This is a genomic window from Nonomuraea sp. NPDC050227 (genome assembly GCF_044459705.1).
Classification (GTDB): Bacteria; Actinomycetota; Actinomycetes; order Streptosporangiales; family Streptosporangiaceae; genus Nonomuraea.
This window is the reverse complement of the sequence record NZ_JBITJF010000001.1, coordinates 1,188,934-1,205,819: the sequence shown is the minus strand read 5'-3', so window position 1 is coordinate 1,205,819 and position 16,886 is coordinate 1,188,934. Positions and strand designations below refer to the sequence as shown.

The following is a 16,886-nucleotide window of genomic DNA, read 5'->3' as shown; positions in this document are numbered from 1 at the left end:
CGGGCCCGTCGGTCCGGGCAGGTCCGGGCAGGTCCGGAAGGCCCGAGTCATCGAAAGCCGGCTCACACCCTCTCCCCCGGGGGTGTGAGCCATTTCACTTTGCCAATCATGTAATCGATTTCATAAGCTGCCGTGTAATCGATTACACGGAGGAACGATGGCAAGGATCAAGGACGTCGCCGCGCAGGCCGGTGTCTCCGTCGCCACGGTCTCCCGCGTGCTCAACGACAACCCCTCGGTCAACGAGGAGACCCGGCGGCGAGTTTACGACGCGATGAGCGCGCTCAACTACGTGCCGAACGCCGTCGCCCGCTCCCTGCGCACCACCGCGACCAGGACGATCGGCCTGATCATCGGCGACGTCCTGAACCCGTTCTTCACCGAGCTGGCCAGGAGCGTCGAGGACGAGGCCAGGCGCGAGGGCTTCACGGTCGTCATGGGCAACGCCGACGAGCGCGCCGACCAGCAGGACCACTACGTGCGCACGCTGCTGGAGCAGCGCGTCGACGGGCTGCTGATCTGCCCGACCGCCGAGGTCACCCCGCTGGTGCAGCAGCTGGCCGAGGCCGGCCGCCCGGTGGTGTTCCTCGACCGCACGATCTCCGGGCTCGACGTGCCCTCCGTGCGTTCCGACGGCGCCGCCGCCATCGCCGAGCTGGTCCGCCACCTGCGCGAGCAGGGCCACCGGCGGATCGCCCTGGCCTCCGGCCCGGCCACCCTGTCCACCGGCCGCGAGCGCACGGCCGCCTTCGCCGCCGCGATGGCCGCCGAGGGCCTGGAGGTGCGCCCCGAGTACGTGCGCCCCGGCGACTTCCGCGAGGGCAGCGGCCGGCGCATCACCGCCGAGCTGCTCGACCTGCCCGAGCCGCCCGAGGCGATCTTCTTCGGCGACAACCTGATGACGCTCGGCGGTCTGGAGGAGATCCAGGCCAGGGGTCTGCGCATCCCCGCCGACGTGGCCGTCGCCTCCTTCGACGACGTGACCTGGTTCAAGCACACCGCCCCGCCGATCACCGCCATCGCCCAGCCGACGGCCGAGATGGGGCGCCTGGCCGTGCGGCTCGTGATCGGCCGGATCCAGAGCGGGCAGGCGGCCGACTCGCACGTCCTGCCGGCGCGCCTGGTGATTCGCCGATCATGCGAGCGGAAAGGGATCATGGAGTGACCGCGGAGATACTCAAGGCCGAGGGCCTGCGCAAGGTCTTCCCCGGCGTCGTGGCACTCGACGGCGTCGATCTGAGCCTGCGCGCCGGCGAGGTGCACGTCCTGCTCGGCGAGAACGGCGCGGGCAAGAGCACGCTGATCAAGATCCTTTCGGGCGCGTACCGGCCGGACGGCGGGCACGTCACCGTCGACGGGCAGCCGGTGGACATCCGGTCGGCGGGCGACGCCCAGCGGCTCGGCATCGCCACCATCTACCAGGAGTTCAACCTGGTCCCCCAGCTCACCGTCGCGGAGAACCTGGCGCTCGGCCGCCCGCCGCGCCGCTTCGGGCTGGTGGACAAGAAGCGCATGGAACGGCAGGCCAAGGCGCTGCTCGACCGCGTCGGCGTGGACGTCGACCCGACGACGCCGATCTCCCGGCTCGGCATCGCCCGCATGCAGATGGTGGAGATCGCCAAGGCGCTCGCGCTCGACGCCCGCGTGCTCATCATGGACGAGCCCACCGCCGTGCTCACCTCCGGCGAGGTCGCCAAGCTGTTCACGATCGTCCGCCAGCTCCGCGACGAGGGCGTCTCGATCGTGTTCATCACCCACCACCTGGAGGAGATCGCCGAGATCGGCGACCGGGTGACCGTGCTGCGCGACGGCAGGTCCGTCACCGAGATCCCGGCAGACACCGCCCAGGACGAGCTGGTCAGGCTCATGGTGGGCCGCCCGATCGACCAGCAGTTCCCGCGGCAGGCCGCCGAGCGCGGCGAGGCCCTGCTCAAGGTCTCCGGCCTCGGCCGCAGGGGCGTCTTCGACGACGTCTCGTTCGAGGTGCGCGCGGGCGAGGTGGTCGGGGTCGCCGGGCTGGTCGGCGCCGGCCGCACCGAGGTCGCGCGGGCCGTCTTCGGCGCCGACCGCTACGACACCGGCGAGGTGGTCGTCCGCGGCACCCGCCTGGCGCCCGGCGACGTGCACGCCGCCATGGAGGCCGGGCTCGGCCTGGTCCCCGAGGACCGCAAGGGCCAGGGCCTGGTGCTCGGCGCGGACGTCGCCGAGAACCTGGGCCTGGTCACCATGCGCGCCGCCACCCGCGCCGGCTTCGTCGACCGCGCCGGCCAGCGCAAGGCCGCCGGGAAGGTGGCCGAGCAGCTCGGCATCCGGATGACCGGCCTGGACCAGGAGGTCCGCACGCTGTCCGGCGGCAACCAGCAGAAGGTCGTCATCGGCAAGTGGCTGGTCGCCGACGCGGGCGTGCTCATCCTCGACGAGCCCACCCGCGGCATCGACGTCGGGGCCAAGGTCGAGATCTACCAGCTCATCAACGCGCTCACCGCCTCCGGGCACGCCGTGCTCATGATCTCCAGCGATCTGCCGGAGGTGCTCGGCATGAGCGACCGCATTCTGGTCATGGCCCGCGGCAGGCTCGTCGGCGAGCTGCCCGCGGCCGGGGCCACGCAAGACGACGTCATGGCCCTCGCGGTCACGGATGTGGAGGGTCCCCGTGCCAAGTAGCACCGTTCCGAACAAGCTCACCGGCCGCCGGTCGCCCGCCGCGGCCTGGTTCGCCGAGAACGGCGCGCTCGCCGCGCTCGTCGTGCTGGTCGTGGCGCTGTCGTTGTTGTCCTCCGACTTCCTCAGCGTGACGAACCTGCTCAACGTCGGCGTCCAGGCGGCCGTCACCGCGATCCTGGCCTTCGGGGCCACGTTCGTGATCGTCACCGGCGGCATCGACCTGTCCGTCGGCTCGGTCGCCGCGCTGTCGGCGATCGTGCTGGCCTGGACGGCCACCAGCGCCGGGCTGCCGTGGCCGGTCGCCGTCGTGGTCTCGCTGGCCGTAGGCGTCGTGTGCGGCCTGGTCAACGCCGCCCTGATCGCGTACGGCAAGCTGCCGCCGTTCATCGCCACGCTGGCCATGCTGGGCATCGCCCGCGGTCTGGCGCTGGTCATCTCGCAGGGCAGCCCGATCGCGATGCCCGACTCGGTCTCGCACCTGGGCGACACGCTCGGCGACTACCTGCCGATCCCGGTGCTGGTGATGCTGGTCATGGGCGTGATCGCGGCCGTGGTGCTCAACCGCACGTACCCGGGCCGGGCCATGTACGCCATCGGCGGCAACGAGGAGGCCGCCCGGCTGTCCGGCATCAAGGTCAACCGGCAGAAGCTCATCACGTACGCGCTGTCCGGCGTCTTCGCGGCGGTGGCCGGCATCGTCCTGGCCAGCCGGCTGGCCTCGGCGCAGCCGCAGGCCGCGGCGGGCTACGAACTGGACGCGATCGCGGCCGTCGTCATCGGCGGCGCGAGCCTGTCCGGCGGCAAGGGCAGGGCGCTCGGCACCTTCGTCGGCGCGCTCATCCTCGCCGTGCTGCGCAACGGGCTGAACCTGCTGTCCGTCTCGGCGTTCTGGCAGCAGGTCGTGATCGGCGTGGTGATCGCGCTCGCGGTCCTCGTCGACACCCTGCGGCGCAGGGGAACGAACTAGGAAAAGGAAGTAAAGATCATGCGGATTCCCGCGATTGTCATGGCCGGCGCCGCGCTCACGCTCGGCCTGGCCGCCTGCGGCTCCTCCGGCGACGGGGGCTCCGGTGGCACGTCCTCGGGGGGCGGGGACATCAAGATCGGCATGTCGGTCTCGACCCTGAACAACCCCTACTTCGTGCAGCTGCGCAGCGGCGCGGAGGCGGAGGCCAAGAAGGAGGGCGTCACGCTGACCGTCACCGATGCCCAGAACGACGCCTCCCAGCAGGTGAACCAGGTCCAGAACTTCACCAGCCAGAACATGAAGGCGATCATCGTCAACCCGGTGGACTCCGACGCGGCGGCCCCGGCGGTCAAGGCGGCGGACCGGGTCAAGATCCCGGTGATCGCGGCCGACCGCGGCGTCAACGGCGCGGAGGTGGCCCAGACCGTGGCCTCCGACAACGTGGCCGGCGGCAAGCTGGCCGCTCAGGAGCTGGCCAAGCAGCTGGGCGAGAAGGGCAGCGTGGTCGTGCTGCAGGGCACGGCGGGCACGTCCGCCTCGCGCGACCGGGGCCAGGGCTTCGCCGAGGGCATCGCCGCGTACCCGGACATCAAGGTCGTGGCCAAGCAGCCGGCCGACTTCGACCGCACCAAGGGCCTGGACGTCATGACCAACATGCTCCAGTCGAACCCCGGCATCACCGGCGTCTTCGCCGAGAACGACGAGATGGCGCTGGGCGCGATCAAGGCCCTGGGCGCCAAGGCGGGCCAGCAGGTCAAGGTCGTCGGCTTCGACGGCACCCCCGACGGCCTGAAGGCGGTGCAGGCGGGCACGCTGGCCGCCAGCGTCGCCCAGCAGCCGTCGCTGCTCGGCCAGCAGGCGGTGCAGGCCGCGGTCAAGGCCGCCAAGGGCGAGACCATCGACAAGACGGTGGCCGTGCCCGTCAAGGTGGCGACCAAGGAGAACGTCGCGGACTTCCAGTGAAACGCGCGGGGATTCTGAACGCCGAGCTGGCGGGGGCCATGGCCCGGCTCGGCCACACCGACCAGGTGCTGGTCTGTGACAGCGGGATGCCCGTGCCGCCCGGCGTTCGGGTCGTCGACCTGGCCTTCCTGCCGGGCATCCCGGCCTTCGCCGACGTGCTCGACGGGCTGCTCGCCGAGCTCGTCGTCGAGGGGGCCACGGCGGCCGAGGAGGTGCGCGCGGGCAACCCCGGCTGCGCCGAGCTGCTCGCCGCCCGGCTGCCGGGGCTGGCGTACGTGCCGCACGAGGAGCTGAAGCGGCTGTCGACGGGGGTGCGGCTGGCCGTCCGCACCGGAGAGGCCACGCCGTACGCGAACGTGATCCTGCGGTGCGGGGTGGCGTTCTAGGGACGCCTGCCCCGCGCCCCTGGGAAGCGGGCGGAGGAAGATCTACTCTGGCGTCGAGGGAGGCGCCATGACCCACGAGGCAGCAGAGCCGGACCCCGCCCAACTCCGTCGCGTCGCCATGGCGAGCGCGGTCGGCACCACGATCGAGTGGTACGACTACTTCATCTACTCCACGGCCGCCGCGCTGGTCTTCGGCTCCCAGTTCTTCTCCCCGCTCTCGCCCGCGTCGGGCACCCTGGCCGCGTTCGCCACGCTCGGCGTCGGGTTCCTGGCCCGGCCCGTGGGCGGCCTGGTGTGGGGGCACTTCGGCGACCGGCTCGGACGCAAGGCGATGCTGGTCGCGTCCCTGCTGCTGATGGGCGCGGCCACGGTCGGCGTCGGGCTGCTGCCCACCTACGACCGGATCGGGGTGGCGGCCCCGATCCTGCTGCTGGTCCTGCGGCTGCTCCAGGGGCTCAGCGCCGGGGGCGAGTGGGGCGGCGCGGCGCTGCTCGCCGTCGAGCACGCCCCGCCCGGCAAGCGCGGCCGCTACGGGCTGTACTCCCAGGTGGGCGTGCCGGCCGGGCTGATCCTGGCGCAACTGGTGTACGTCGCGGTGACGGCCGGGCTGTCGGAGGCGCAGTTCGCGAGCTGGGGCTGGCGGCTGCCGTTCCTGTTCAGCGTCGTGCTGGTCGCGGTCGGGCTGTTCATCAGGCTGCGGGTGACCGAGACGCCGGTGTTCCGGGCGCTGTCCGCCGAGCAGGCCCGCAGCAGGCGGCCCGTCCTCGACGTCTTCCGCGAGCGGCCGCGGGCGCTGCTGCTCGCCTCGGCCAGCTTCGTCGCCAACACCGCGATCGGCTACGTGTTCCTCGCCTACCTGCTGTCCTACGGCACCCAGGTGCTGAAGGTCAGCAGGAACCTCATGCTCGTCGTGGTGATCGTCGGCAGCCTGACCTGGCTGGCCGGGATCGTGGCCACGGCGATCTGGTCCGACCGGATCGGCCGCAAGCCGGTCTACCTGGCCGGCTCGGTGCTCCTCGTGGTCTGGGCCGTGCCGTTCTTCCTGCTGGTGGACACCAAGGTGGCGGCGCTGATGGTGGTCGCCGTGGTGGTGCTCAACGTGGGGCTCGCCGCGACGTACGGGCCGCAGTCGGCGCTGTTCGCCGAGCTGTTCGAGCCCCGCTACCGCTACAGCGGGGTCTCCTTCTCGTACGCGGTCGGCGCGCTGCTCGGCGGCGGGTTCGCCCCGCTGGTCGCGACCGCCCTGCACGAGGCGACCGGCACGTCGTTGTCGGTGTCGGCGTACATGGCCGGGGTCGGGCTGATCAGCCTGGTGGCGGTGCTGGCCATGAAGGAGACCCGCCCGCCCGTGGCCGCCGGCTGAGTCAGGCCGTGGCGCCGCCGTCGATCACGTGGTCCTGGCCGACGACGAAGCTGGACTCCGGCGAGGACAGCCACAACGCGGCCGCGGCGATCTCCTCCGGGGTGGCGACGCGGCCGATGGGCAGGGCGTGCCGCATGCGCTCGTCGCGCTCGGCCGGCGTCTCGCCGGGACGCGTGGACATGGGCGAGTCGATGGGGCCGGGGCTGACGGCGTTGACGCGGACGCCGTCGGCGATGTGGTCGCGGGCGGCGGTGCGGGTCAGATGGCTCACCGCGGCCTTCGAGGCGGCGTAGGCGGCGGCCCCGGGCAGTCGCCAGTGGGCGCCGAGGTTGCTGGCCACGTTGACGATCACGCCGCCGCCGTGCTCGCGCATGTAGGCGATCTCGTGCTTCATCGACAGGAACACGCCCTTGAGGTTCACCGCGAGCACGGTGTCCCAGGTGTCCTCGTCGTAGTCGGCCACCGGAGCCAGCATGCCGAAGACACCCGCGGCGTTCAGCGCCACGTCGAGCCCGCCGTAACGGGTGACGGCGGCCTCCACCATGGCGGCGACGGAGGCCGAGTCGGTGACGTCCGCGGTGAAGCCGGCGGCCCGGCCGCCCGCCGCCTCGATCTCCTTGACCACCGCGCCGAGCCGCGCGGCGTCCCGCCCGGCGGCCAGCACGGACGCGCCCTTCCTGGCGTACGCCAGCGCGGCGGCCCGGCCCACGACCCCGGTGGCCCCGGTGACAAGCACGACTTTGCCTTCGAACACGACAAGCTCCTAGAACGATCGATCTCAAATTTGCACGGCGATCATGGCCTGTTCGACCGCGTCGCGCAGGCGGCGCGGGTCGGGGTCGGCCCGCCCGAGCACGCGCAGGCCCTGGAGCAGCACGAGCAGGAACCGGGCCAGCGCGTAGGGGTCCTTCGACTCGGGGATCTCCCCCTGGGCGCGGGCGCGCACCAGCGCGGCGGCGAGCGCGGTCTCCAGCTCGGCCCAGCTCGCCGTCACCCGGCGGGCCAGCTCGGCGTCGCGCGAGGCGAACTCCACGGCCGTGTTGACGACCATGCAGCCGCGCCGCAGCTCGTCGGCGAGGATCTCGGCCACGTAGGCGTCGAGGAAGGCGCGCACGGCCGGCACCGCGGGCCCCGGCTGGGCCAGCGGCTCGACCACGTTGCGCCGGGCCAGGTAGCGCTCCAGCGCCTTGACGTAGAGCTCCCGCTTGCCGCCGAAGGTGCCGTAGATGCTGGCCCGCGCCAGCCCCAGCCGCTCCACCAGGTCGGCCATCGAGGTCGCCTCGTAACCGCGCTCCCAGAACAGGTCGAGCGCCCGGTCGAGCGCGACCTCGGGATCGAACTCCTTGCTGCGTGCCACGCGGCGAAGCTACCACATTCAAGAACGAACGGTCTAGTTCGAAGAGCCTCTACGGTTCGCGGAACTCCGGGGCCTGGCCGTCGTCCGGCGGGTTCTGGGGCGGGTTGAGGTATTCGAGCGGCGTGTCGTCGGCGACGGCCCGCTCGGCGGCGGCGGTCTCCTCCACCGGCCGCTGCCGCGGGATGCTCAGCAGGCCCAGGCTGTCCTGCTCGCCGCGCCGCCTGATGACGTCGTTGATCGCCTCGGCCATCTCCTCCCTGGAGTAGCTGCCCTCGGGCAACTCGTTGAGATGGGTCAGCATGTCGGCGGGGATGTGCACGTGAGCGGATACCCGCGCGTACACTTCGCGCATCGCCACCCGGTCCCGTCCCTGGAACGCCTCGTCCAGGGCTTCCTGCAGTTCGTCCAGCACGGCCTGGTCAGTCATCGCGATATCCCTTCAGTAGGTCTTCGGCCTGTTCTGTCACGTCGTCCACCGAGACGTCGGCGACCCACGTCCCGTCGTGCTCGCAGCGTTCGGCCTCCGCGTCCACGCCGCTCGCGCCGCAGGTCGGGCACCGGGTGGTCCAGGAGATCAGCGGCCGGTGCGCGGTCCTGCTGAGCGGCCCGGCGTTGATGACGTTGACGCACGAGTAGACGGCGACCGTGGGCGTGCCGACGGCCGCGGCGAGGTGGCGCGGGCCGGTGTCGTTGGCGACCACCAGGGCGCAGCGCTCGTACAGGGCGGCCAGGCCGCCGAGGGTGAGCGTGCCGACGACGGGAAGCACCGGGTGCGCGCGCCCGCGCATCGCCGCGACCGTCGCCTCCACCAGGTCCTTCTCGGCCCAGCTCCCCGTCACCGCGACGGGTCGGGCCAGCCGGTCGGCCACCTCGGCGAAACGTTCGGGGGGCCAGCGCCGCCGCGGGTCCGTCGCCCCCGGATGCAGCGCGACCAGCCCGGCCGGCGGCTCGCCGAACGACTCGGCCAGCTCCGCCCGGTCGCGGGCGGTGACGGCCACCAGCGGTTCGAGCCGCTCGGCGACCCCGCCGACCAGCTCGGCGACCTGGAGAAAGCGCAGCGTCTCGTGCTGGAAGGACGTGTAGGGCACCCACCGGTCCAGCTCCTCGGCGTCCGGGGAGCGCAGCCCGGCGGTAACCCGCGCCCCGAGCGAGCGCACGAACGGGTTGGAGAAGCGCCCGCCGCCGTGGATCTGCACCGCCAGGTCGAACGCCCGTTCCCGCAGCTCGGCGCGGGCCCCGCCGGGGACCGGGTAGCCGGTCTCCGACGTCGAGACCCCCGTGATCGGCGGCAGCGCCACCACGTCGTCCACCGGTCCCGGCCGCCCGGACAGGAACTCGGCGTGCCACGGCGTGCCGAGCAGGGTGAGCCGGGCGTCGGGGTAGGCCAGCTTGATCGCCTCGATGGCCGGCAGCGCGACCAGGTAGTCGCCGATCGCGTTGGCCCGCAGGACGGCGATGCTCCGCACGCCCTCGACCAGGCCGGGCCGGGCCGTCATGGGGTCCCCGGCATGTAGTCGTAGCATTCCGCGCTCCTGTCCGCGACAGTGGTCGGCAGCTCCAGGCGGCAGGCCCGCCTGGGCGGCAGCCCGGTGTCCGAAGGGCCGTACATCCCTGCCGGGCTACCCGGCAGGGATGGCCCGTAACTTTGGTTTCGGACGAACCTATTTGAGCTGGTATGCGTTTGAGCTGGGCTTTTACAGGTACTCGCCCTCTATGGGCACCCTGGGGGAAGAGACGGTCAGCGCGGTCGTCGTCGGCGACGTCATGCTCGACTCGTGGCTGCACGGCTCGGCCAAGCGGCTGGCCCAGGAGGCTCCGGTGCCCGTGATGAGCCTGGAGGCGGTCGAGGACGCGCCGGGCGGCGCCGGCAACACCGCGGCCAACCTGGCGGCGCTGGGGGCCCGCGTCCGGCTCGTCGGCGTCGTGGGCGACGACGCCTGCGGCGACCAGCTCGTCCAGGCGTTGCGGCTGCTCGGCGTGGAGACGGACCTGCAGGCGGTGCCGGGGCGGCGGACCGCGCACAAGCGCCGGCTGGTCACCAGCGGCCAGCTCACCGCCCGCTACGACGAGGAGGACCTCGACGTCATCCCGCCCGAGGCCGAACGCGCACTGCTGGCCCGCGTCTCCGCGGCCGTGACCGGCGCGGACGTCGTCGTGGCCTGCGACTACGGCGGCGGCGTGTTCACCCCGGCGGTGCGCCGGGCGCTGGCCGGGCTGCCGCTGCTCGTGGTGGACGCGCACGCGGTCGCGCCCTGGGTCGAGTGCGCGCCGGCGGCGGTGCTGCCCAACTACGCCGAGGTGGTGGGCCTGCTCGGCGAGGTGGACGCCGCGGCCGACCGGCCGGCGTACCTGATGGCGCGCTCCGCGCAGATCCTGGCCGCCACCGGGGCCGGGATCGTGGTGACCACCCTGGACGGCGAGGGCACGCTGCTGCACCGGGCCGGCTGCCCGCCGTACCGGACCTACGCCCGGCCCGCGCCGCAGCACATGGCGACCGGCGCGGGCGACACCTACACCGCGGCCTTCTCGCTCTGGCTGGCCGCCGGCGCGACCCCGGAGGAGGCCGCCGAGGCGGGCCAGGCCGCGGCCGGGGTGGTCGTACGCCGTTCCGGCACGTCCATCTGCACCCGCTACGAGCTGCTGCGCGCCCTGCGCCGCCAGGAGGGCACCGTGCAGGCGGCCGAGCGCCTGGCCCAGCTCCTGGACGAGCACCGGCGCAGGGGCGAGCGGATCGTGTTCACCAACGGCTGCTTCGACGTGCTGCACCGGGGCCACGTCAGCTACCTGGAGCAGGCCGGGCAGCTCGGGGACGTGCTCGTGGTCGCGGTCAACAGCGACGCCAGCGTCACCCGGCTCAAGGGCCCTGGACGCCCGCTCAACCCGTGCGAGGACCGCATGTCGGTGCTGGCCGCCCTGAACGACGTGGACTACGTGACCGAGTTCGACGAGGACACCCCGGAACGCCTGCTCAGGCTCATCAGGCCGGAGATCTACGTCAAGGGCGGCGACTACACCCCGGAGATGCTGCCGGAGGCGCCGCTGGTGCGCTCGCTCGGCGGCGAGGTGCTGGTGCTGGACTACCTGCCCGACCGCTCGACGACCGCCATCATCGGCCGCATGCGCTCGGTGCCCGGCGCCCCGGACGGTGCCACGCCCGTTCCGCCGGACGGGATCAGGCCCGTTCCGCCGGACGGGGTCAGGCCCGTTCCGCCAGCACGTCCATGACCAGCGAGCGCACCATCCGCACCGCCTCCTCGACCGCCCCGCGCACCGGCTCGCTCAGCTCCACCAGCACGTCGTCGGTGACCAGCCGGGCCGGCTCGCAGCACAGCACGAGCACCCGCGCGGGCACCCGGCCGAGCTCGCGCGCCATGCGCAGCACCTTGACCGGGTCGAGGCCGTGACTCTCGGCCGCGATGCCGCCGGGGCCGCCCGGGCCGGGCATGTCCGGTTCGAGCAGGGTGAGCGTGCCCGGCGGCTCGCCGCGCGGCGCGGCGTCCACGAGGATCGCGGCCTCGTAGTCGCGCTGGAGCGCGTAGGCCAGGTCGAGGCCGCGGCTGCCGAAGTCGAGCACGTCGGCGGGCAGGTCGTCGTCGGCCAGGCGGCGCACGACCTCGACGCCGAAGCCGTCGTCGCCGAGGAAGACGTTGCCGATCCCGGCCACCAGGACGCGCGGGCGGCAGCCCCCTCCGACGGGTTCGAGCTCCTCGGCCGAGTAGAAGAACCGGTGGCACGGCAGCCTGGACTCGCCCAGGTCGCGCAGCGGGTCGCCGGCGAGCGTGACGCCGACGTGGAAGCCGCCGACGTCGTCCCGCTCGACGCTCTCGATGACCGCCAGGCGGCCGTCGAGCGCGAGGTCGAGGATGTCGGCGCGGCTCTTCGGGCGCAGGCGCACCCGGCTGCCCGGGGCCAGCCGCACGCCGTCGACGATCGCCTCGGCCGGGGCCGGCCGTTCCGTCGGGTACCGAGTGTCCATGTCACGTCTCCCGCATGGTGCCGTGCAGGCGCATGAGCTCTTCCGGGGTGAGCGCGGCGCAGTGGTCGAGGAGCTGGTCGATCTCCGTGGCGTCGAACGTGCCGCTCTGAGGCGCGACCTTGGGATGGTCGTAGAGGATGACCGGGGCCGACAACATCGTGTGCCGGTCGCCTTCCTCGCCCACCAGCACCGGCCAGGTGCCGATGTTGTGGCAGCCCGCGGCGAGCGCGCGCAGCCCGTCGGGCGGCTCCGTCAGCGAGACGAACCGGCCGCCCGGCGAGCTCACGACCGTGTGCGCGGAGATCAGGGTGTGCTTCATGGCCTCCGCGCGCGAGTCGCCCTGCCACGGGCTGGTGTTCGCCACCCGGACGGTGAGCCGGAACAGTCCCTCGCGCAGCCGCTCGGCGAACACCTCGGCCCGGCCGCTCAGCGCCTCCCAGCCGCGCAGCAGCACGCCCTCGCCGTCGAGCCATTCGGCCCGCTGGCCCGGCGGCACGTGGATCTCCATGCCGGTCGGGCAGGCCAGCAGGTCGGCCAGGCGCAGCCCGGTCTCGGCCACCTCGCGCTCCTTGGCCTCCTCCCTGGGCAGGTGGCGGGCGCCGCCGACGGTCAGCTCGGGCACGCGGACCAGCTCGCCCTCGCGCCGCACGGCCACCTCGCAGGTGACCAGGTGCAGGAAGCGCACGTGCACGTCCACGACGTCGTCGCCGCCGGCCTCCAGCAGGCACTGGGTCTGGGTCAGCCACGGGTTGCCCTCGTGCGCCCGGCCGTAGGACTCGGGGTGCACGCCGCCGAAGTTCCAGCGCCGCCGGTCGGGCGGGGCGGAGTGGCGGCTGGGCCACAGCAGGTGGCCCCCGTAGAGGACGGCGCGGGCGATGCGCCTCACGTGGTCCATCTGCCGGCCCCCACGCCGGGCGCCGACCGGACGATCTCGACCTGCTCGACCTCGGGGGCCGCGTCGCGCACGGCCCGGCGCACCGCGTCCGCCGAGTTCCCGTCGTCGTCCGGGAGCCGCAGGCGTACCAGGTCACCCTCGACGGCGATCACCTCGGCGGCGGTGCCGCGCAGCGCGTCCTCGACCCGGGTCCGCACGTCGATCGGGTGGAGGTCGTGCAGCAGCAGCAGGTGCGCGACCACGTCGTCGGCGGCCAGCCGGGCGGCCAGGTCGTCGTCGGCCGCGGCCATGATCCGCGTCAGGCCCTCGCCGTAGAGGTCGAGCAGGGCCTGGGCCAGCTCGACGGCGGGCGGTTCGGCCCGTTCGAGCAGGCTCTCGATCCTGCCGATGCGTGCGTTCAGCGACATGACGCCCCCAGGACGGTCACGCCGTCAGGAAACCAGTCGTATTTAGCGGCATTCATCGGCCTTAAGCCCCCCAAGTGGCCATTGCAGAGGTTCAGCCATGGCGTCGTTCGGTATCCGATCAGTACCTCTACGTAGCGGGCATACCGCGTCGACGAAGGCGGCAAACCATGACCCAGACCCTGCGCGCCCGCGGTGCTAGACCAGACGGACCGGTCCGGCGTCGATCGGCACCCGGAACAGCGCGTACGGGTACCGCCGCCGGTCCTGCCCCTCCTGGAACCTGGCCTGCCGGTGCAGCTGGTTGGCGGTCACGTACAGGTGGCCGTCGGCCACCGACAGCGTGTCCGGCCACAGCAGGCGGGCGTCGTGCACCAGGGTGTCGATCGTGCCGTCGGGCGTCCGGCGCAGCACCGCGTTGTGCTCCCAGTCGGTCAGGTAGATGCGCCCGGCGTCGTCGGCCTCCAGGCCGTCGGCCGAGCCGCCCTTGTCGCCCTCGTCCCTGACCGTCGCCGCCACTTCGGCGTCGTCCAGCGTGCGATCGACCAGGGCGTCCGTGGACACGCTGTACCAGCGGCGGGAGAGCAGCGGGCAGTACCAGAGCCGCTCGCCGCCGGCCGGGAGCGCGATGCCGTCCGAGCCCATCAGGACGGGCGACGGCGGCCCGTCCTGCGGCCGTTCCATGAACGGCCGGCCCTCCACGACCGGCACGAAGTCCGGCGGCCGCGCCGCCTTGGTGCTCGGGTGGTCGTGCAGCCGGCGCCACGCCTGCCCGCTGGCCAGATCGACCACGATGATCCCGTTGGGCCCCTTGTCGGCGGAGTCGGTGAGGTAGGCGACCCCTTTGCGCAGGTCGAACCGCACGTCGTTGAGATAGGACGTCTCCAGGGCGACACCGCGGTCGAACATGATGACCTTGACCACGGTGTCGGTCTCCAGATCCACGCAGACGAGCTTGGGGCCGCCCTTCCTGGTGGGCCGGAACATCGGGCTGCCGGTGTCGAGGATCCACAGCCGGTCCAGGGGATCGACGACCACGCTCTGCACCGAGACCAGCCACTTCGACGGCTCGTCGGCCTCGGTGTTCCACTCCTGGTCGGGATAGGGGACGGCCTTGCCGTCCCGCAGCTCGACCACGGTCGCCGGAACGTCGTCACCCCATTTGGGGAAGTTCACGAATATCCGGCCGGCACGGGAGACCGTGACGCCGGTCGGCATCGGGCCGGACTCGAAGGCGTGCACGAGTTCCAGCTTCCCGATGGGCTGATCGACCGGCTGAACGCCGTCGCGGCCGTTCCCCTTCGCCATGGTCCCCCCGTTCCCCGATCCGCCGGGCATCTGCCCAGCTCAGGCCGGGAGAAACAGCGCCCTCTCCAGCCAGGGCCGCAGGACGGGCAGCACGTTCGCGGCCTGCATGGCCCCGGCGTGGTCGAGCCCGTCGAGCACCTCGACGTCCCAGCCCAGCGCTTCGATGGCGGCCCGCTCGCGGAGCACCGGGCCGGCGATGCTGACGTGGGCGCCGCCCCACCGCTCGTCGTAGACGATCTCGTCGGCGGAGCCGACGAAGCACAGGCGGGGGCAGGACAGGCGCACCTGGCTGTCGTCGAACCCGCGCAGCGCCCGGTACAGGGTGGCGAACTGCCTGGCCTGGCCCTCGCTCAGCGTCACCTCGGTCGAGGACCAGTCGCCCGGCTCGCCCGTCCCCGTGGCCGGCGGCGTGGCGGTCTTCGGCGCGACGGCCATCCGGTACGTGGCCTCGGTGACCTGCAGCATCTCGGCGTAGGGCCCGCCGAGCGGCGGGTAGCCGCCCATGACCAGCGCCGAGAGCCGGTCGGTGCGCAGGGCGAGCTGGAGCCCGCTGAGCGCCAGCCAGGAGTAGCCGTAGTAGGCGAACCGGTCGGCCCCTGCCGCGTCGGCCACCGCCAGCATGTCGGCCGCCACGTTGTCGGGGGTGAGCGTGTCCGGCTTGGGATGGGCGAGGACGTGGCCCTCGTAGTCGAAGGCCACGACGCGGAAGCCGTCGGACAGGCCGTCGATGAGCGAGCGGCCGAGCGCGGGGTCGGCCCCCCACTTCCGCATCTCCTCGGCCGCCTCGCCCTCGACCGGCTTGGGGTTGACGGCCAGGAGCAGGACCGGGCCCGAGCCGTGGACCTCTGTCTCGATGGTGCTTCCGTCGTGCAGCGTCGCCGTGGTCACCGGGAGCCTCCGTGAATTCGATACGCCGTAAATTATTGGCCTCGGCGAGGATAGCTTATGGCGTAAAGAGTCGCAAAGGGCTGGGCATGGGCACGCAGCGCATGTCGGCGCCGTCCGCCTCCAGCCAGCGCAGCAGCAGGTTGGCCTTGGCGGGCACGTACGCGCCGGCGAGCAGCGCGCGCAGCTCCTCGGGCTCGCCGTGGTCCTCGGCGCAGCCGGCGAACACCGATCTCGCCTCGGCCCACAGCTCGGCCCGCAGCTCCGGGTGCCGCTCGGCCACGGCTCCGGCGATCTCGCAGAGGTTGTTGACGACCAGGCAGTACAGCAGCCGTTCCCAGCCGTAGGCGGGGCTCACGACGGGCGTGCGGGCGCCGGGCAGGCTGTGGCGGTCCGCGGTCAGCTTGACGCCCTCGTGGTCGCGGAAGATCGCCTGGCCGGGCAGGCCCCGCCCGTCCACGCCGATGAGCACGTTCTGCAGATGACATTCGAGCACCACGCCGTGGCGGAAGTAGGCGTGCAGCACCGGCGGCACGACGTGGTCGAGGTAGCGCCGCCACCACCCGAGCGCCTGGCCTGCGTCGAGGCCGTCCAGCGGGTTGCCGGGGAAGCCCTCGCTGACCCCGGCGGCCAGCAGCGCCGTCAGCCCCGGCCGCAGGTGCCCGCCCAGCCCGTCGCGGACGATCACCGCCAGCCCCTCGCCGCCGTCCCCGTCCAGCTCCAGACTGCGGTAGCCGCGGTCGCCGAGGACGGCGGGCCGCGGCCGGTGCGCGGGCAGGTCGTCGAACGCCACGCCCAGCAGGTCGTCGATCAGGCCCAGCCAGCGCAGGTCGTGCAGCCACAGGCGGCGGATGTCGTTGGTGATCCGCACGTCCAGGCTGAACTTGCAGAACAGGTCCGCCTCCGGCAGGTACACCGTGCGGATCGAGGCCGTCGCCACCGCCCGCGCGGGCGTGACGCCGAGGTGGCGCAGCTCCTTCAGCCCGCCCAGCAGCTCCACCTGCCAGGGGTGGGCGGGCAGCAGCGTCAGGCCGTCGGGTGCGGGCGGGCCGAGCCGGTCGAGCGCGCTCGCGTCGCCCTGCTCGACCAGCGCCTCGGCGGGCACCCCCAGCAGCGGCAGCGCGAAGCTCGCGCGCGCCTCCGGCGAGTAGGGCAGCCAGGCGTCCGGGCCCGATCCGCCGCGCGCCTTGGGGGCCGGGTGGTAGCGGTGACCGGCGACGAGCGCCTGCTCCGAGCGCAGGTACAGGTCGGCGGGCGGGGTGGTGGCGCGCCGGGCCGACAGCAGCGCGGCCATGACGTCCCGGCTCTCCATGATCTCCTTGGCCAGGGACGGGTTGGCGCGGCCGGTGCGCGTGCGCAGCTCGTCCTCGGTGAGCGCCACCAGGCCGGCCAGGGAGAGCGGGCGCGGGCCGTCGGGGGTGCGCAGGGCCGGGGCGCCCGGGTACCGTCCGGGGCGGACGTGCAGGACCTGCCCGGTCGCGGGCAGCAGCCACACGCCGTCCTCGGCGGCCGCGGGTTCGGCCACCTCGCGGAGCAGGCAGTTGAGCAGGGCCGTCACCGCGAGGGCCGTGGCCCCGTCCGCGGCCTGGTGGTCTTGCGCCTCGGGTGCCGGACCGGCCGGTGGGAGGAGGCCGTCGATATATGCCATGGCGACCTGTCCTACCCTTTTGTACCGATCAGTGTCCACAGGGTTCTCACCTGGGCATGTTCCTGTTGAC

The 16,886-nt window shown here is 72.9% G+C and carries 17 protein-coding genes; 7 read left to right on the top strand and 10 right to left on the bottom strand.

What is annotated here, in order from left to right; translation table 11 throughout:
- The first annotated feature begins 157 nt into the window (after positions 1 to 157).
- From ACIBK9_RS06280 to ACIBK9_RS06255, 6 genes are all read left to right on the top strand, one after another.
- Positions 158 to 1,165 (top strand): LacI family DNA-binding transcriptional regulator, encoded by a 1,008-nt coding sequence (locus tag ACIBK9_RS06280; RefSeq protein WP_352358770.1) that lies wholly within the window; start codon positions 158 to 160, stop codon positions 1,163 to 1,165.
- Positions 1,162 to 2,664 (top strand): sugar ABC transporter ATP-binding protein, encoded by a 1,503-nt coding sequence (locus ACIBK9_RS06275; protein WP_397155593.1) that lies wholly within the window; start codon positions 1,162 to 1,164, stop codon positions 2,662 to 2,664. Before ACIBK9_RS06280 ends, ACIBK9_RS06275 begins: the two co-directional genes overlap by 4 nt.
- The gene (locus ACIBK9_RS06270) at positions 2,654 to 3,631 is read left to right on the top strand and encodes an ABC transporter permease (RefSeq protein ID WP_352358766.1); all 978 of its coding nucleotides are present in this window, start codon (positions 2,654 to 2,656) and stop codon (positions 3,629 to 3,631) included. The genes ACIBK9_RS06275 and ACIBK9_RS06270 overlap by 11 nt, the downstream gene beginning before the upstream one ends.
- An 18-nt stretch (positions 3,632 to 3,649) precedes the next feature.
- Positions 3,650 to 4,594 (top strand): substrate-binding domain-containing protein, encoded by a 945-nt coding sequence (locus ACIBK9_RS06265; protein ID WP_397155591.1) that lies wholly within the window; start codon positions 3,650 to 3,652, stop codon positions 4,592 to 4,594.
- Entirely contained in the window at positions 4,591 to 4,980 is a 390-nt protein-coding gene (rbsD, locus tag ACIBK9_RS06260) for a D-ribose pyranase (RefSeq protein WP_397155589.1), read from the top strand. The genes ACIBK9_RS06265 and rbsD overlap by 4 nt, the downstream gene beginning before the upstream one ends.
- A 67-nt stretch (positions 4,981 to 5,047) precedes the next feature.
- On the top strand, positions 5,048 to 6,343 hold the full coding sequence (locus ACIBK9_RS06255) for an MFS transporter (RefSeq protein ID WP_397155587.1): 1,296 nt from the start codon (positions 5,048 to 5,050) through the stop codon (positions 6,341 to 6,343).
- 1 nt (position 6,344) lies between these two features.
- On the opposite strand, the gene ACIBK9_RS06250 is transcribed toward ACIBK9_RS06255, so the two are convergent.
- From ACIBK9_RS06250 to ACIBK9_RS06235, 4 genes are read right to left on the bottom strand one after another with little or no spacing between them, the layout of a single operon-like run.
- Positions 6,345 to 7,097: an SDR family NAD(P)-dependent oxidoreductase gene (locus ACIBK9_RS06250; RefSeq protein WP_397155585.1), complete on the bottom strand. Its 753-nt coding sequence runs from the start codon at positions 7,095 to 7,097 to the stop codon at positions 6,345 to 6,347.
- A gap of 24 nt (positions 7,098 to 7,121) precedes the next feature.
- Positions 7,122 to 7,700, bottom strand: coding sequence for a helix-turn-helix domain-containing protein (locus tag ACIBK9_RS06245; RefSeq protein ID WP_358291730.1), 579 nt, complete (start codon positions 7,698 to 7,700; stop codon positions 7,122 to 7,124).
- 49 nt (positions 7,701 to 7,749) lie between these two features.
- A complete protein-coding gene (locus ACIBK9_RS06240) occupies positions 7,750 to 8,127 on the bottom strand; it encodes a hypothetical protein (RefSeq protein WP_397155581.1) in 378 nt (125 codons plus the stop codon).
- Positions 8,120 to 9,223: a glycosyltransferase family 9 protein gene (locus ACIBK9_RS06235; protein WP_397155579.1), complete on the bottom strand. Its 1,104-nt coding sequence runs from the start codon at positions 9,221 to 9,223 to the stop codon at positions 8,120 to 8,122. Before ACIBK9_RS06235 ends, ACIBK9_RS06240 begins: the two co-directional genes overlap by 8 nt.
- A 190-nt stretch (positions 9,224 to 9,413) precedes the next feature.
- Between ACIBK9_RS06235 and rfaE2 the strand changes: the two genes are divergently transcribed.
- Entirely contained in the window at positions 9,414 to 10,925 is a 1,512-nt protein-coding gene (rfaE2, locus tag ACIBK9_RS06230; RefSeq protein WP_397155577.1) for a D-glycero-beta-D-manno-heptose 1-phosphate adenylyltransferase, read from the top strand.
- Here the strand turns inward: rfaE2 and ACIBK9_RS06225 are convergent.
- From ACIBK9_RS06225 to ACIBK9_RS06200, 6 genes are all read right to left on the bottom strand, one after another.
- Positions 10,897 to 11,676, bottom strand: coding sequence for a hydrogenase maturation protease (locus tag ACIBK9_RS06225; RefSeq protein WP_397155575.1), 780 nt, complete (start codon positions 11,674 to 11,676; stop codon positions 10,897 to 10,899). The two genes, rfaE2 and ACIBK9_RS06225, sit on opposite strands and share 29 nt — an antisense overlap.
- Position 11,677: 1 nt before the next feature.
- Positions 11,678 to 12,571 carry a hypothetical protein gene (locus ACIBK9_RS06220; protein WP_397155573.1) on the bottom strand — a complete coding sequence of 298 codons (894 nt, stop codon included), beginning with the start codon at positions 12,569 to 12,571 and terminating at the stop codon, positions 11,678 to 11,680.
- Positions 12,559 to 12,978, bottom strand: coding sequence for a hypothetical protein (locus tag ACIBK9_RS06215; RefSeq protein ID WP_387671383.1), 420 nt, complete (start codon positions 12,976 to 12,978; stop codon positions 12,559 to 12,561). The genes ACIBK9_RS06220 and ACIBK9_RS06215 overlap by 13 nt, the downstream gene beginning before the upstream one ends.
- A gap of 195 nt (positions 12,979 to 13,173) precedes the next feature.
- On the bottom strand, positions 13,174 to 14,283 hold the full coding sequence (locus ACIBK9_RS06210) for an L-dopachrome tautomerase-related protein (protein WP_397155571.1): 1,110 nt from the start codon (positions 14,281 to 14,283) through the stop codon (positions 13,174 to 13,176).
- A 39-nt stretch (positions 14,284 to 14,322) separates the two neighbouring features.
- Complete coding sequence (locus tag ACIBK9_RS06205) at positions 14,323 to 15,171, bottom strand: alpha/beta fold hydrolase (RefSeq protein ID WP_397155569.1); 849 nt, start codon at positions 15,169 to 15,171, stop codon at positions 14,323 to 14,325.
- A gap of 55 nt (positions 15,172 to 15,226) precedes the next feature.
- Positions 15,227 to 16,816, bottom strand: a complete 1,590-nt coding sequence (locus ACIBK9_RS06200; RefSeq protein ID WP_397155567.1) for an IucA/IucC family protein — start codon at positions 16,814 to 16,816, stop codon at positions 15,227 to 15,229.
- Between the last annotated feature and the right edge of the window lie 70 nt (positions 16,817 to 16,886).